This is a genomic window from Kytococcus sedentarius DSM 20547 (genome assembly GCF_000023925.1).
GTDB classification, from domain to species: Bacteria; Actinomycetota; Actinomycetes; order Actinomycetales; family Dermatophilaceae; genus Kytococcus; species Kytococcus sedentarius.
This window is the reverse complement of the sequence record NC_013169.1, coordinates 403,090-419,010: the sequence shown is the minus strand read 5'-3', so window position 1 is coordinate 419,010 and position 15,921 is coordinate 403,090. Positions and strand designations below refer to the sequence as shown.

The following is a 15,921-nucleotide window of genomic DNA, read 5'->3' as shown; positions in this document are numbered from 1 at the left end:
CCGCCGTCCCAGATCTGGGACAGGGTGCAGGCGGGGAGCGTGCGGGGGTGCGCACGCGGGCACTCGCCCGTCCCCGCCGTAGGCTCCACACCATGGCCACCGACCCCGCAGAGATGGACCTCACCGCCCGCCGCCGTGCCGCCGCCGCCGCGGCCACCCGTCACCTCACCGGCGGGCGCCCCTCCCCTGCGCAGGAGCTCCGCAGCTTGGCCGACCATCTGGACGGGCTCACCGCATCGGGCGCCCTGGAGGAGGGCAGCGCGGGGTGGGACTCCTACGGGGAGCACGGCACGGTCGCCCTGCTGGAGCGCCGGGTGGCCGAGCTGCTCGGCACCGACGACGCCGTCTTCTTCCCCAGCGGCGTGATGGCCCAGGAGGTGGCGCTCCGCGTGCACTGCGACGCGGCCGGCACCTCCCGGGTGGCGATGCCGAACCTCTCTCACCTGCTGGTCCACGAGGAGGACGGCCCGCGCCGGCTGCACGGCTTCGAGGTGGAGCACCTCACCACCGGCCCGCGGGTCGCCACCGCCGAGGACCTGGCCGCCATCCCCGGCCGCTTGGGCGCGGTCCTGGCCGAGCTCCCCCTGCGCGACGGCTCCTACCTGCTGCCCACCTGGGACGAGCTGACCGGCCTGGCATCCGCCTGCCGCGAGCGCGGGGTGGCCCTGCACCTCGACGGTGCCCGGCTGTGGGAGAGCCAGCCCTGGTTCGACCGCCCGCTGGCCGAGATCGCCGGCTTGGCCGACTCGGTCTACGTCTCGTTCTACAAGGGCCTGGCGGGGCTTGCCGGCGCCGCGCTCGCCGGCACCGAGGAGCTCTGCCGCGAGGCCCGCGTGTGGCGTCGCCGGCAGGGCGGCACCCTGTTCACCCTGATGCCGTACGCCGCCGCCGCGCTGCGGGGTCTGGACGAGCACCTGCCCCAGATGGCCCAGCGCCATGAGTACGCCGTCGCCTGGGCGCGCGCACTGGCCGAGCGCGGCCTGCGCACCGTGCCGTCCGAGCCGCATGCCGTCGCCTTCCGCGTCTACGCGCCGGACGACGCCGATGCGGTGAGCGAGCGGGCGCTGCAGGCGGTGGAGCGCGACCGCATCGGCCTGCCGATGGTGTGGCAGCCCGCCAACGTGCCGGGCTGGGCGTGGTGCGAGCTGACGGTGACGGCGCCGACGCTGGAGTTCGGCGTCGCGGAGGCCGCCGACCTCATCGCGGGACTCGTGGAGCCGGGCTCGACGGACCGCTGAGCGGCCCTCAGCGCACGACCTCCCGCGTCTGCGCGTCCACCCGGCGCGTCCAGCCGCGGGCGTCCAGGTGCTCCAGCAGCGGGATTGCCACCCGCCGCGTGGTGCCCAGCGCCTGCCGGGCCTGGCTGGTGGTGAACGGCTGCGGCAGGCCGACGAGCTCCCGCATCGCCCGTGCGGGGGCGTCGGGCAGCAGCACCACCTCGCCGGGCAGGCGAAGCACCCGCCCCAGCCGGACGGCGGCGGCCAGCTCCCGCGCGCCCACCCCGAGGTCGTCCAGGTCGCGCGCCTCGGGGGCGGCGAAGGGATCCTCCCGCAACCACGCCTCCACCTGCGCGATGCCGGGCTCCGCGGGGCCCAACCCGCCGGCCTGCAGATCGCGCACGCGGCCGTCCTGCAGGGTGAGCCCGGCCGCGGCGGCCAGCGCGGGCAGCAGGGTGGCGGCGTGCTGGGACGGCAGATCGATGGCGTGGGCGGCCTCCGCTGGCGTCAGCCCGGCGCTGAGCGGTTGGTCCTGGTGGTGGGTGCGCACGGTGGCGGCCAGCGCGTCACGCCAGGACTGCCAGGCCGCCGGGTCGACCACGAGATCAGCGATGCGGCGCTCCGACCCCTCAGCGGGGCCACCCGGCGGGTCCGTGCTGCCACTGGGGTCCGGCGAGGCGGCCCCCAGGCCCAGCCGTTCGAGGCGCGCCGCGGGCTCCACCCGGCGCCCGGCCAGACGCACGCGGCGCAGGCGCACCCCATCGGTGCCGGCCGCGGTCAGGGCCTCGCCCCGCTCCCGGGCTGCCCCTCGACGGCGCAGCGGCAACGGGTCGGCGTCGAGCACCACCGCGGCCCACAGGTGGCGGGAGCCCGGATCACGCAGGATCACCCGGTCGCCCACCCGCCACGGCAGGTCCACCGGGAGCGTCAGCCGGGCGTGACCGGCGCCCAGAGCGCGGCAGTGCACCTCGAGGTCCGCGGTGCCCACGTGCAGGGTGACTCGCTCCGGCGGAACGGCTGCCCCCGCACTGGGTGCCCCCGCGCTGGCCGCCCCTACACCGGCCCCGGTGGTCGCACCGCCATCCCCCGCCGGCCCGAGCGTCACGTCCACCACCCGCGCCGCCTCCCACGCACCCGGGGTGAGCAGCACGGCCCCGCGCCCCACCGCATCGCGCTGCACCCGTCGCAGGTTCACCGCCGCCCGCGAGACGGGGCCCACCTCCGCGCGCTCGACGTCCTGACTGTGCAGCCCGCGCACTTGCACCGACGCGCGATGGCCCTGCTCGTCCAGCAGCTCGAGCTCGTCTCCGACCCGCAGCGTGCCCGCCCCGAGGGTGCCGGTCACCACGGTGCCGCTGCCGCCGACGGTGAACGCCCGGTCGGCCCACAGGCGCACGGGTGCGGTGGCGTCCGGCTCCGGCAGCGACGCGACCAGGCCGTCGAGGGCGGCGCGCAGGTCGTCCATCCCCTGACCCGTCACCGCCGAGACGGCCACCTCGCCCAGCGGCTCGATGCCGGCAGCGGCCAACCGCTCGCGCGCGGCGGCGAGCGTGGGGGCCGGGTCCGCCAGGTCCGCCCGGGTGACCACCAGCAACAGGCGTCGGAGACCCAGCGCCTGCACGGCCGCGAGGTGCTCGGAGGACTGGGCCTGCCAGCCCTGGTCGGCCGCCACCACGAAGACCACCGCGGGCGCCGGCCCCAGCCCCGACAGCATGGTCCCAATGAACCGGCGGTGCCCCGGCACGTCGACGAAGGCCACCTCGGCCCCATCTGGCAGCGTGGTCCACGCGAAGCCGAGCTCGATGGTGAGGCCGCGCTCCTTCTCCTGCGCGAGCCGGTCGGGGTCGCGGCCGGTGAGGGCGCGGACGAGGGTGGACTTGCCGTGGTCCACGTGCCCGGCCGTGGCCAGGACGCGCCTCACGGGGTGGGCTCCGAACCGTCCGGTGGGATGGGCGCGGGCGTCGCTGGCCCTGCCGGGGCGGGCGTGGCACCCAGGGCGACGCGCACCGCATCGGCCAGGGCGGGCTCGTCGGCGGGCGCGATGCAGCGCAGGTCGACCAGCCCCCGTCCGCCCTCGATGCGGGCGAGCACCACGGCGGTGCCGGCCGGCGGCCGGCGCAGGCGGCTCACCGCATCGGGGGGTAGGACGAGCGCCCATCCCGGCAGGGGGACGCCCGGCGCGCCCCCTCCCCCGACGCGACCCTCGATGGGGGTGACCTCCAACCCGAGCTCGCGGGCGAGGCGGCGGGTGCGCGGTTCAAGCTCGGCCGCGGTGGCGTGGAGGGCGTCGGAGACGGGCGTGCTGGGGCTGCGCAGGGTGGCCTCCAGCGCGGCAGCGGTGAGCTTGTCAATGCGCAGGGCGCGGGCCAGCGGGTGGCGGCGGAGCCGGTGGACCAGGTCGGCGCGGCCCAGGACGAGGCCGGCCTGGGGGCCTCCGAGGAGCTTGTCTCCGCTGGCGGTCACCAAGTGGGCGCCGGCGGCCAGGGCTGTGGCGGCGTCGGGCTCGTCGGGGAGGGCGGGGTCGGGGGCCAGCAAGCCGCTGCCGATGTCGTGGACCACCGGGACGCCGAGGGTGGCGAGCTCGGTGGTGCTGACGGTGCGCGTGAAGCCGTCGACGCGGAAGTTGCTGGGGTGGACGGCCAGGATGCAGCCGGTGTCGGGGCCGACGGCATCGGCGTAGTCGGCCAGGTGGGTGCGGTTGGTGGTGCCGACCTCGCGCAGGCGGGCGCCGGTGGAGGCGATGAGGTCCGGCAGGCGGAAGCCGTCGCCGATCTCGACCATCTGGCCGCGGCTGACGACGACCTCGCGGCCGGCGGCCAGGGCGGTGGTGGCCAGTACCAGGGCGGCGGCGCCGTTGTTGACCGCCAGGGTGTCCTCGGCGGTGGGGACGGCGCGGTGCAGGGCCTCGCGGAGGCCGGCGGCGCGGGGGCCGCGTTCGCCGGTGGCGAGGTCGAGCTCGATGTCGACGGTGCCGGCGGCGTCCTGCAGGGCCTGCCGGGCCGTGGGGGCCAGGGGCGCGCGGCCGAGGTTGGTGTGGACGACGATGCCGGTGGCGTTGAGCACCGGCGTGAGGCTGCTGGCGCGCTGCGGGAGGGTTGCCAAGGCGGTGTCCACGACCTGGCCGGGGGCGATCTCGCCGGCGCGGGCCTGCTCCTGGGCGTGGCGCACCGCATCGAGGACGGTGCGGCGGTCGAGGCGGGCCAGGGTGGCGGCGATGCGGGGGTCGGCCAGCACCGCATCGGTACGGGGGATGCGGCGGCGCGGGTCGGGGTCTGCGGGCTGCCCGGCGGTCATGGGGCGACCCTACGTGGGGCCGGGCGGCTCAGCACCGCACCGGTGCGGGTTTCGGTTGTCGCGGCGGCTGCCCGCCGCGGCCGGCCCCCATCCGAATCCGCAGTCGCGCTCTCCCGGGGCGGCGGACGTGTGGCGGAGGCGGACGGGAATCGAACCCGCCAGGACGAGGTACTCGCCCTCACCGGTGTTGAAGACCGGGGGGCCCACCAGGAACCCAGACGCCTCCGCGGCACAGGGTAGGCGAAGGCGAAGCCGCCGGGTGGGGTGGGCCGGCGCCCACCGGGGTGGGTGGGCCGACGGCCACTCCTTCGCTTACCGTGACGCCATGACTGACTCCCTGCGCCTCACCCAGTTCGCGGCCGGCGGTGGCTGCGCCTGCAAGATCCCCGCCGAGGAGCTCGAGCAGGTGGTCGCCGGTCTGCGCGGGCAGGTCCCGGCCACCGACGCAGCCGTCCTGGTGGGCCTGGACGACGGGGACGATGCCGCCGTGGTGCAGGTGGCGCCCGGCGTGGCCTCGGTCTCCACCGCGGACTTCTTCACCCCCGTGGTCGACGACCCCCGCACCTGGGGGCGCATCGCCGCCGCCAACGCCCTCTCCGACGTCTACGCCATGGGCGGCACGCCGGTGATGGCCATCAACCTCGTCGGCTGGCCGCGCGCCGCCCTGCCGATGGAGCTGCTCACCGAGGTGCTCGCCGGCGGGCTCGAGATCGCCACCCAGGCCGGGTGCCCGGTGATCGGCGGCCACAGCATCGACAGCCCCGAGCCCATCTACGGCATGGCCGTCACCGGCACAGCCGACCCGGACCGCCTGCTGCGCAACGACGCCGCCGAGCCCGGGCTGCCCATCAGCCTCACCAAGCCGGTGGGCCTGGGCATCCTCAACAACCACCACAAGACCACCGGCGCCCTGCACCCGCATGCCATCGAGGTGATGACCCAGCTCAACGCCGCGGCCTCCCGCGCCGCCCTCCAGGCCGGGGTGCGTGCCGCCACCGACGTCACCGGCTTCGGCCTGTTGGGACACCTATTCAAGATGTGCCGCGCCTCGGCGGTCGCCGCCTGCATCGATGCGGGAGCGGTGCCCTGCGTGGACGGCGCCCGGGAGGCGCTGGCCGCCGGCCACGTGCCGGGCGGTTCCCGCCGCAATCTCGACTGGGTGCGGCCGCACCTGTCGGCAGAGGGCGTCGCGGAGGACGAGCTCCTGCTGCTGGCGGACGCGCAGACCTCCGGCGGGCTGCTCGTCATCGGCGAGGTCCCCGGCGCTCCGGTCATCGGCGAGACGGTGCCGGCCGGGTCCCTGGGCGAGGGCGTGATGGTGCAGGTTCGCTGAGCCCGCCGGTGTGCCCCGCATCGGCGCCGGTGGGGGCCGGTCAGGTGGTGATGGAGTCGCCGGTCTGCCCGGCCGCCCGACGGGCCTCGAGGCGGCGACGCTGCGGCTCCACGGTCCAGCGAGGATCCTTCGCGGACTCGATGCCGGCCTCCACCACCGCGAAGCGGGTGAGGGCCGATGCGGCAGCCAGGGCCAGACCACCGACGACCGCGCCGGCGCGGCTCCGGCCGGCCACCAGCGTCACCACGCCGCCGGCCACGGTCAGGGCCTTGGACAGCCGCATCTTGCGCCCCTCGGCACCGTGGTGCAGCGGCTCGAGCACGCCGACCTCGTCGAGCTGCTTCTCCAGCGCGTCGACGGCCAGGTAGTCCCCGAGGGCGCCGGCCACGGCCAGGCGACGGGCGGGCCCGGCCTCCGCCAGGCTCTCGCCACCCAGCATGCCGGCCAGCACCTGCTGCACCCCGCCGGAGGCCATGCCCGCCGAGGAGACGAACACGAACGGCAGGTGGCGCCGGCTCTCGAACCACACCGGCGTCGCGGTGTCGCTGAGCAGCACGGCCGTGTACGCGGCCAAGGGCGCGGAGAAGAGGGCCAGGCCGGCGCTGGCCACCGCATCGAACGGCCGGAGCACCGGGCCGAGCACGGGCAGCCCACCCGACGTGGGCGAGGCGCCGCGGGGCGCAGGCGCTGGCCGGCCGCCCAGCAGCCGGTCGGCCTCGATCGCGGCAGCCAGCCCGGCGAAGGATGAGTACCCGCTGAAGATCCACGTGCCCACGGACATCGGGGAGGTGAGCTTCACGGTGCGCAGCATGTTCAGGAAGCGCTCGGGCCGCCCCAGGTCCGCGATGAGGGCCACCCCGCTCACCCCGGCGGCCACGATGGCCGTCAGGCGCGCGTTGCGCCGCAACCCGTCCAGACCGGCCGCGTGGGCACCGGCCGCCAGCAGTCCGCTGCCGCCGGCGACCCCACCGGTGAACAGGTAGATCGAGATCTCGTGCTTCCACGGCACGGGCTTGACCACCGCGTGGCCGTAGTAGGAGGTGAACTCCGGCTCCGGCACCACCGGCTGCTCCCCGCGCCCGCGGCCCCGGCCGGTCAGCCAGTCACTGGCCCGGGAGCCGCGCCCCCCGGGGTCGCCCGTGCCGCGACCGGACCGGTCGCCCGACCCGTCACGGACGTCCCCGCCGTCACGGCCCTCGCCCCGCCGGCCACCGCTGCGGCGACGGCGCGGCCCCGCATACTCCTGGGGGAAGTAAGCGTCGAACTCGCTGGTGCTCATCGGCGACCCCCCAGGAAGGACAGGGCGGCCACCCCGACCAGGCCGACCGCGGCGGTCACCGCGCTGCGAAACATGGCCGGCAGCTCGGCCGTGGGCACGATGGGGTCCGGCGGCAGGCCGTACACCTCCGGCTCGTCGAGCAGCAGGAAGACCGACCCGGTGCCGCCCACCCCGTCGAACTCGTTGGCCCCGTACAGGCGCGCCTCCGGGAATCCGTTGCCGCGCAACAGGTCCACCCGCTCATGCGCGCGGCGGACCATCTCGTCGTGGTCACCGAACTGGATCGACGTGGTCGGGCAGGTCTGCGCACAGGCCGGCGTCTGGTCGTGGCTCAAGCGGTCGTAGCAGAGGGTGCACTTCTGGGCCACGCCGATGCGGGGCACCTCGCCACCGTCCACGTGCCCGCGGTCGCCGGTGGCGTCGGTCCGCCGCTCGATCACGCCGAACGGGCAGGCTCCCACGCAATAGCCGCAGCCGTTGCAGATGTCGGCCTGCACCACCACCGTGCCGAACTCGCTGCGGAAGAGCGCGCCGGTGGGGCACACGTCCAGGCAGCCCGCGTGGGTGCAGTGCTTGCAGACGTCCGAGGACATCAGCCACCGGAAGTCAGGGACCGTCCCCATCGCCCGCGCCTTCTCCGCCTCGGTCTGGGCCGTCAGCAGGTCGGTGATGGGGTTCATCGACTCCCCGGACGGGCCGGTCCCCCCGGACGGGGTGACTCCGCCCTGTCCGCCCTGGCCGCCCTGGCCGGCCTGGCCGCCCGAGGCGCACCCGCACCCGCCCCCCGCGCCGCACCCGGCAGCACCGTCCGCCGGCACGCTCGGCGCCTGACCCGCACCCACGTCCTGCCCACTGCCCACCCCCGGCAGGCCGAGGTCCACCAACCGGCGGCCGGACTCACGAGCGGCCGCCACCTCATCGGCCCCCTGCTCGATGAAGGCGACGTGGCGCCACGTGCTGGCCCCCAGCGAGTTGGTGTTGTCGTAGGAGTTGCCCGTGAACTCCATGGAGTCCAGCGGCAGCGCGTTCCACTCCTTGCACGCCACCTCGCACGCCTTGCACCCGATGCAGATCGACGTGTCGGTGAAGAAGCCCTTGCGCGGTTGCGGCTCCCACCCGGCGTCGGCCGCCGGGTCGGTGGGCCCGGAGAACTGGTCGCGCAGGCTGGTCATCGGTCTCCCTCGGCAGCTGTCTCGTCCTCGGCGGGGCCGCCCAGGCCGGACGCCCCCTGCCCGGCGGTCGGGTCCTCGTCGTAGGCCTCGGTGTGCACGTCGTCCGACTGCTCGGTGATGATCGTGGCCGAGGTGACGCCCACGCCCATCTCGGCGCCGGCACGCTTCCGGTACTCGTCCACGAGCCGCGCCAGGGCCGCACCCCGCGGACGCCGCCCGGGCACGATCTCGCAGGAGCCCACCTTGCTCTCCTGGATCTGCACGTTCGGGTCCAGCGCGACGCCCAGCAGGTCGTTGGCGGCATCGCCCTCGACGACGGCCTCGTCGCCGACACCCCAGTGGTACGGCAGCCCGATCTGGTGGATCCGCTTGCCACCGGAGCGCAGCGCGGACACCCGCTCGGTGACCAGCACCCGGGCCTCGATGGCGGAGCGCGGGCTGATGATGGTGGCCCACCCGCCGTTCTCCAGGCCCCGCTCGGCCGCGAGCTCCGGCGAGATCTCGCAGAACATCGACGGCTGCAGCTCCGAGAGGTACGGCAGCCACCGGCTCATGCCGCCGGCGGTGTGGTGCTCGGTGAGGCGGTAGGTGGTGAACACGCACGGGTACACGTCCGAGCCGGCCGCGTCGCCGCTGGGCGCGAACAGGTTGTCCTCCCGGGGCAGCACCACGCGGGTGGGGTTTCGCTGCTGTCCGTAGACCGGGTTCACCACCGGCGACTCCTGCGCCTCGTAGTGCGAGGGCAGGGGGCCGTCCACCATGCCCTTGGGCGCGTACAGCCAACCCTTGCCGTCCGCCTGCATGACGAAGGGGTCGTTCCCCGCGATCGCCGCCGCGCCCACGTCATCGGCACTCGGGCGGAACGCGGGGTCACGGTCCACCGGGAAGTCGGGCACGTCCGGGCCCGTCCAGCGCCCGGCCTCGGCGTCCCACCAGATGAGCTTCTTGCGCTCGCTCCAGGGACGCCCCTCGGGGTCGGCGGAGGCACGGTTGTACAGGATGCGGCGGTTCAGTGGCCACGCCCAGCCCCAATCGGCGGCGATCTCGTCCTGCTGGTCGCCCGGCACCCGGTTCGCGGAGTGGTTGACGCCGCCGGCCATCACGCCGGTGTAGATCCAGCAGCCGCCCTCGGTGGAACCGTCGGCCTGCATCTCCAGGTAGGAGTCCAGGGGCTGCCCGGCCTTCTCGCCGGTCAGGTGGCGCCCGTTGATCTCGGCGAGCACCGCCTCCCCGTCAACCTCGCCGTGCTCGTCACGCGGGTAGTCCCAGGTGAGGTCGAGCAGCGGGCGGTCGCGCTCGTCGGTGGAGTCCGCCAGACGCTCGCGCAGCACCACCCCGAGCTCGTGGAAGAAGTCCAGCTCGCTCTGGCACTGACCCGGCGGGCGCACCGCCTGGTGGCGCCACTGCAGCAGCCGCTGGGTTTGCGTGAACGTGCCGGCCTTCTCCACGTGGGTGGCCGCGGGCAGGAAGAAGACCTCGGTGTCGATGTCCTCGGTCTGCCACTCCCCCGAGGCGATCTCCGGGCCATCCTTCCAGAAGGTGGCGGTCTCGATGAGCTGGAAGTCGCGCACCACCAGCCACTTGAGGTTGGCCAGACCGTGCCGCTGCATACGCCCGTTGGCCGAGCCGATGGCGGGGTTCTGGCCCACCACGAAGTAGCCCTCGACGTCGCCGGCGATCTGTGAGACCACCGTCTGGTAGGTGCCGTGGGAGCCGTTGATCTTGGGCAGGTACTCGTAGGCGAAGTCGTTCTCGGGCGTCGCCGCGTCGCCCCACCACGCCTTGAGCAGGTTGACGGTGTAGGCGTCCGCGCTGGTCCAGTAGCCCTTCTGGCGGGGGCTGGCGATGCTGCCGAGGTAGTCCTGCAGCGACTCGTGGCGGCCCGCCGAGGGCATCGGCAGGTAGCCGGGCAGCAGGTTGAAGAGCGTCGGGATGTCGGTGCAGCCCTGGATGCTCGCGTGCCCCCGCAGGGCCATGATCCCGCCACCGGGGCGGCCCATATTTCCCATGAGCAGCTGCAGGATGCTGCCGGTGCGGATGAATTGCGCGCCCAAGCTGTGCTGGGTCCAGCCGACCGCGTAGGCGAAGCAGGTGGTGCGCTCCCGCCCCGAGTTCGAGACCAGGGCGTCGGCCACCTCGGCGAACTGCTCCGGGGAGATGCCGCAGACCTCCTCCACCAGCTCCGGGGTGTACCGGGCGTAGTGGCGCTTGAGCACCTGGAACACCGTGCGCGGGTGCTGCAGGGTCTCGTCGGTGCGGACCTTTGCGTGCTCCATGGGCGCGCCACCGGAGCCGAGCGTGTCGCCCTCGGCGGTCTCGGTGGCGTGCTCGCCGGAGTCGCCGCGCTCGCCCTCGGGGGCGTCGACCTCGTCGTCGCCGGCCCGCGCGTCGTAGGCCCAGCTGGTCATGTCGTACGAGCCGCTCTCGGGGTCGTACCCGGAGAAGAGCCCGTCGAGGTCCTCGGTGTCCTGGAAGTCCTCGTCCACCAGCGTGGCGGCGTTGGTGTAGTTGACGACGTACTCGTGGAAGTACAGGTCGTTGCTCAGGACGTGGTTGATCAGCGCACCCAGGAAGACGACGTCGGTGCCCACCCGGATCGGCACGTGAGTGTCCGCGATGGCGGACGTGCGCGTGAACCGCGGGTCCACGTGGATGACGCGTGCTCCGCGCTTCTTCGCCTCACCGACCCACTGGAAGCCCACCGGGTGGCACTCGGCCATGTTGGACCCTTGGATGATGATGCAGTCTGCGTTGGCCATGTCCTGAAGGGACTGGGTTGCGCCGCCGCGCCCGAACGAGGACCCCAGACCGGGGACCGTGGCGGAGTGTCAAATACGTGCTTGGTTCTCGATCTGCACCGCGCCGGCCGCGGTGAAGAGCTTCTTGATGAGGTAGTTCTCCTCGTTGTCCAGCGTCGCCCCACCCAGGGCAGCGATGCCCATGGTGCGACGCAGCCGGTTGCCCTTCTCGTCGAACTCCTGCCAGTGCTTGGCCCGGGTCTCCAAGAAGCGGTCGGCGATCATCTGCAGCGCGGTGTCCCGGTCGAGCGACTCCCACTCGGTGCCGCCGGGACGCCGGTACATCACCTCGGTGATGCGGGTGGGGCTGTTCACGAGCTGCTCACTGGCCGCGCCCTTCGGGCACAGGCGCCCGCGGCTGATGGGGCTGTCCGGATCGCCCTCGATCTGCACGACCTGCTCGTCCTTGACGAACACCTTCTGCCCACAGCCGACGGCGCAGTAGGGGCACACGCTCTGCACGACGCGGTCGGCGGTGGTGGTGCGGGCGGTCACCTCACGGGTGGCCTTGCTGGTGACGGACCTCCCCCGCCCCAGCAGGTCCCCCTGGCGCAGCTGGCGCACGACGGGCCAGTTCAGCGGTGTGATGCCCATGCTGGCTCCTTCGCCGTGGTCCGTGCGCCGCCGGGAGGTGACGCAGGCCTCAGCATGCCACCCGGGAGGCCCGTTCGCCAGAGGGACGCGCCCGGCTGGCCCCCGCACCGGCCCCACCGGCCGGGCGGCCTGCCACAGATCCCCCCCTCAGCGCAGCGGGCCGGTGACCCCCTCGGCCGCCGCCAGCGCGCGCCCGGAGGCGATGAGGTCGACGGTCGCCTCGATCTCCGGCGACAGGTAGCGGTCCTCACCGGGGCCCTGCACCGTCTCGCGCAGGGCGGCGATCACCGCACCGGTGGCCGGCGACGGCGTCAGGGCCTCCCCCGCACCGCCCTGGTCGCCCTCGCCGGCACAGCGCAGGTCGATGCCGCGGGCGGCGGTGAGCAGCTCGATGGCCAGCACCCGGCGCAACCCGTCCACCGAGCGGCGCAGCTTGCGGGCGGCCGACCACCCCATCGAGACGTGGTCCTCCTGCATCGCCGAGGACGGGATGGAGTCGACGCTCGCCGGCACCGCCAGGCGCTTCATCTCGCTGACGATCGCGGCCTGCGTGTACTGGGCGATCATGTGGCCGGAGTCCGTCCCCGGGTCGTCGGCGAGGAAGGCCTTCAGGCCGTTGTTGCGGGCCGGGTCGCAGAAGCGGTCGGTGCGGCGCTCGGCCATGCTCGCCGCATCGGCCGCCGGGATGGCCAGGAAGTCGAGCACGTAGGCCAGCGGCGCGCCGTGGAAGTTGCCGTTGGACTCCACCCGGCCGTCGTCGAGCACCGCCGGGTTGTCCACCGCGCTGGCGAGCTCGGCCGCGGCCACCTGCTCGGCGTGGGCCAGGGTGTCGCGCAGGCCGCCGAGCACCTGCGGGGTGCAGCGCAGCGAGTAGGCATCCTGCACCAGCGAGCAGTCCTCCTTGTGGGAGGCGACGATGCCGGAGCCGGCCAGCAGCGTGCGCAGGTTGGCCGCCGAGTCGGCCTGCCCGGCCTGCGGGCGCAGGGCGTGCAGCTCGGGGGCGAACACCGCATCAGTCCCGAGCAGGCCCTCGATGCTCATGGCGGCGGTCAGGTCGGCCACCCGGGAGAGGTGGCGCAGGTCGGCCAGCCCCATGAGGAGCATGCCGAGCATGCCGTCGGTGCCGTTGATGAGGGCCAGGCCCTCCTTCTCGCGCAGGACCACCGGCTCGATGCCGGCCGCGGCCAGCGCCTCGCCCGCGCGCACCAGCGGCGTGGAGGCCACCCCCGAGGCGTCCACCTCGGCGGCGGTGCCCACGTGCACCTCTCCCTCCCCCATCGCGGCCAGGGCGCAGTGCGCCAGCGGCGCGAGGTCACCCGAGCAGCCCAGCGAGCCGTACTCGCGCACGGCGGGGGTGATGCCAGCGTTGAGCAGCGCGGCGTAGGTGCGGGCGGTCTCCTCCGCGACGCCCGTGTGGCCCGTGGCCAGGGTGTGCAGGCGCAGCAGCATGGTGGCGCGCACGACCTCCCGCTCCACCTCCGGACCGCTCGATGCGGCGTGGCTGCGCACGAGGCCCACCTGCAGCCGGGAGCGCTTCTCGGTGGGGATGGAGGTGTTCGCCAGCGCGCCGAAACCGGTGGAGATGCCGTAGTGGGGCGTGCTGTCGTCGGCCAGCGCGTCCACCCGCTCGCGGGCGGTGCGGATGGCGGCCAGCGCCTCGTCGCCCAGCTCCACGGTGGCGTCGTGGCGGGCCACGGCGATGACCTCGGCGGGCGTCAGCGGGGCGGGCGTGACGACCACGGTCTCGGGAACGGAGGGCGCGGGGTTGGCGATCGGCGTCATACCGCACATTCCACAACGCGGGACGCCACCGGGGCCAGCGTGCGGCCACCGGTGGCGTCTCAGATGTGGGACAGGCGCGAGCCCCGCGCCTGTCCCCTGCGGATCAGGCCGGAACGGTCTCCTCCTGCGCCTCGGCCCGCCGGACGGCCTCGTCGAACTCGGCCCGCACCTCCGGGCCGGGCTGCCGGGTCAGCAGCGAGACCACGACGGTCACCAGGAGGTTCAGCGCGAAGCCGGGCACGATCTCGTAGAGGTCGAACAGCCCACCCTCGAGCTGGCCCCAGCCGAACGAGACCACCGCACCGGTGACCATGCCGGCTAGCGCGCCCAGGGTGGTGAGGCGCCGCCAGTACAGGGCGAGGATCACGATCGGCCCGAAGGAGGCACCGAAGCCTGCCCACGCGAAGGCCACGAGGTCCAGGATCGTGTCGCTCGGGTTGAGCGACAGGGCACCGGCCACCAGCGCGATCACCAGCACCGCGACCCGGCCCAGGTGGGCGCCGATGTTGCCGCGCAGCTCCTTGCCCGTGATCCCGAGGTAGATGTCCTCCACCAGCGCCGAGCTTGAGACGATGAGCTGGCTGGAGATGGTGGACATGATCGCCGCGAGGATGGCGGCCAGCATCAGGCCGGCGACGAACGGGTGGAACAGCAGGACACCCAGGTCGATGAAGACGGTCTCCGGGTCCGTGAGCTGCTCGCTCTCGCGCTGGAAGACGCCGATGCCCACCAGCGCGGTGGCCGCGGCGCCCAGGCAGGCCAGCGCCATCCAGCCCACGCCGATGCGGCGTGCCGACCGGGCCTGCCGCGGCGACCGCAGCGCCATGAAGCGGGTGATGATGTGCGGCTGGCCCGGGTAGCCCAGGCCCCACGCCACGGCCGAGATGAAGGCCATCGTGGTCAGGCCCCCGCCGAACAGGCTCAGGGCGTGCGCGTCGACCGAGCGGATCGCGTCCACCGTGTCACCGAGACCCCCCAGGTGCACCACACCGGCGATCGGCACGAGGATCAGGGCTGCCAGCATCATCAGGCCCTGCACCACGTCGGTGTAGGACACCGCGAGGAAGCCGCCGATCAGGGTGTAGAGGATGACGATGCCGGAGACGACCAGCATGCCGGTGGTGTAGCTGGTGTCGAAGCTGGCCTGGAAGAAGCGCCCTCCGGCGACCATGCCCGAGGACACGTAGAAGGTGAAGAAGACCAGGATGATGACACCGGCGGTGATGCGCAGCAGCCCGGCGTGGTCGTCGGTGCGGTTGCTGAAGAAGCTGGGCACGGTGATGGCGTCGTCGGCCACCTCCGTGTAGGTGCGCAGCCGCGGGGCGATGAACTTCCAGTTCAGCCAGGCGCCGGCCGTCAGGCCGATGGCGATCCAGAGCTCGACCAGGCCCGAGAGGTACAGGGCGCCGGGCAGCCCCATCAGGAGCCAGCCGGACATGTCGGAGGCGCCGGCGGACAGGGCGGAGGCCACCGGGCCCAGGCCGCGCCCTCCGAGCATGTAGTCCCCCTTGTCGCCGGTGCGGGTGAAGGACCAGACGCCGATGCCGACCATGGCGGCGAAGTACAGGACGATGGCGATCAGTTGCCAGGTGGGGTCGCTCACGAGTCCCCTTTCTGTGTGTGGTGGCGAGAAGGCAAACCCCCATTGTGGGGCGTGGCAGGCTCGTCCCCGTGCCCCACCCCACCCTGCTCGTGCTCCGCGCCCTGGCCCGCCACCGCGGGCCGGTCGCCGCGGGGCACCTGGCGCGGGAGACCGGCATCCCGCGGGCGTCCCTCTACCGGGCACTGGCCGACCTGCGCGAGACCGGCTTCGTCACCCACCTGCCCGAGGAGCAGCAGTGGATGCTGGGGCTGGCCGCCTTCGAGCTGGGCTTCGCCTACTCACGGCAGGAGTCGTTGCAGCGCCTCGGTCGACCCGTGGTGCGGCGGCTCGTGGACGAGGTGCAGCAGAACGCCCACCTGGCCGTGCTGCACGGCACCGACGTGCTGTACCTCGCCGAGGAGCGGGCCCCCCGGCGCCCGTCCCTGGTGACCGACGTGGGCGTGCGCATCCCCGCCCCGTGGACCGCCAGCGGCCTGGCCGTGCTGGCTGCCCTCCCCCGCGAGCAGGTGCGCGCCCTCTTCCCCGATGCGGGGAGCTTCGTCGCCTCCCGCGGCGACCACCCGCACCGGGCGCCCGACACCCCACAGGCCCTGCGGCGGGCGCTGGTGGCGGTTCGGGCCGACGGGATCGCCCGGGAGCGGGACACCGTGACGGCGGGCCTGGCCTCGGTGTCCGTCGCGGTGGCCGACGCCTCCGGCCACCCGGTGGCTGCCGTCGCGGTGACCTTCGAGCACGCCCGGACCGAGCCGGCGGAGGTCACCGCCCTGGAGGCCGCCGTGCGTGCAGCGGCCGAGGACGTGGAGCGCCGCCTGCGCTGAACGAGGCGCACCCCATCGGGCCGGACGGACA

At 74.1% G+C, this 15,921-nt stretch carries 10 protein-coding genes and 1 tRNA gene; 3 read left to right on the top strand and 8 right to left on the bottom strand.

Annotated elements, in window-relative coordinates:
- The first annotated feature begins 92 nt into the window (after positions 1 to 92).
- Positions 93 to 1,238, top strand: a complete 1,146-nt coding sequence (locus KSED_RS02070) for a threonine aldolase family protein (RefSeq protein ID WP_012801919.1) — start codon at positions 93 to 95, stop codon at positions 1,236 to 1,238.
- A 7-nt stretch (positions 1,239 to 1,245) separates the two neighbouring features.
- Here the strand turns inward: KSED_RS02070 and KSED_RS02065 are convergent, their stop codons facing one another.
- The 3 genes from KSED_RS02065 to KSED_RS02055 form a co-directional block, all read right to left on the bottom strand.
- Complete coding sequence (locus KSED_RS02065; protein ID WP_012801918.1) at positions 1,246 to 3,138, bottom strand: SelB domain-containing protein; 1,893 nt, start codon at positions 3,136 to 3,138, stop codon at positions 1,246 to 1,248.
- On the bottom strand, positions 3,135 to 4,511 hold the full coding sequence (gene selA / locus KSED_RS02060) for an L-seryl-tRNA(Sec) selenium transferase (protein WP_012801917.1): 1,377 nt from the start codon (positions 4,509 to 4,511) through the stop codon (positions 3,135 to 3,137). Before selA ends, KSED_RS02065 begins: the two co-directional genes overlap by 4 nt.
- Before the next feature lie 130 nt (positions 4,512 to 4,641).
- Positions 4,642 to 4,737 (bottom strand) — tRNA-Sec (locus KSED_RS02055).
- Positions 4,738 to 4,836: 99 nt separating this feature from the next.
- On the opposite strand from KSED_RS02055, the gene selD reads away from it, so the two are divergent.
- Complete coding sequence (gene selD, locus KSED_RS02050; RefSeq protein ID WP_041291101.1) at positions 4,837 to 5,844, top strand: selenide, water dikinase SelD; 1,008 nt, start codon at positions 4,837 to 4,839, stop codon at positions 5,842 to 5,844.
- Positions 5,845 to 5,884: 40 nt separating this feature from the next.
- Here selD and nrfD read toward each other — a convergent pair whose 3' ends face one another.
- The 5 genes from nrfD to putP form a co-directional block, all read right to left on the bottom strand.
- A complete protein-coding gene (gene nrfD, locus KSED_RS02045) occupies positions 5,885 to 7,123 on the bottom strand; it encodes an NrfD/PsrC family molybdoenzyme membrane anchor subunit (RefSeq protein ID WP_012801915.1) in 1,239 nt (412 codons plus the stop codon).
- Positions 7,120 to 8,295 carry a 4Fe-4S dicluster domain-containing protein gene (locus KSED_RS02040; protein WP_012801914.1) on the bottom strand — a complete coding sequence of 392 codons (1,176 nt, stop codon included), beginning with the start codon at positions 8,293 to 8,295 and terminating at the stop codon, positions 7,120 to 7,122. Before KSED_RS02040 ends, nrfD begins: the two co-directional genes overlap by 4 nt.
- Positions 8,292 to 11,687 carry a formate dehydrogenase gene (gene fdh / locus KSED_RS02035; protein WP_172465369.1) on the bottom strand — a complete coding sequence of 1,132 codons (3,396 nt, stop codon included), beginning with the start codon at positions 11,685 to 11,687 and terminating at the stop codon, positions 8,292 to 8,294. Before fdh ends, KSED_RS02040 begins: the two co-directional genes overlap by 4 nt.
- 147 nt (positions 11,688 to 11,834) lie before the next feature.
- A complete protein-coding gene (gene hutH / locus KSED_RS02025) occupies positions 11,835 to 13,469 on the bottom strand; it encodes a histidine ammonia-lyase (RefSeq protein ID WP_012801911.1) in 1,635 nt (544 codons plus the stop codon).
- 103 nt (positions 13,470 to 13,572) lie between these two features.
- On the bottom strand, positions 13,573 to 15,072 hold the full coding sequence (gene putP / locus KSED_RS02020; protein ID WP_012801910.1) for a sodium/proline symporter PutP: 1,500 nt from the start codon (positions 15,070 to 15,072) through the stop codon (positions 13,573 to 13,575).
- Positions 15,073 to 15,140: 68 nt separating this feature from the next.
- Here putP and KSED_RS02015 point away from each other — a divergent pair, with 68 nt between their 5' ends.
- The gene (locus KSED_RS02015; RefSeq protein WP_012801909.1) at positions 15,141 to 15,890 is read left to right on the top strand and encodes an IclR family transcriptional regulator; all 750 of its coding nucleotides are present in this window, start codon (positions 15,141 to 15,143) and stop codon (positions 15,888 to 15,890) included.
- Positions 15,891 to 15,921: the final 31 nt, after the last annotated feature.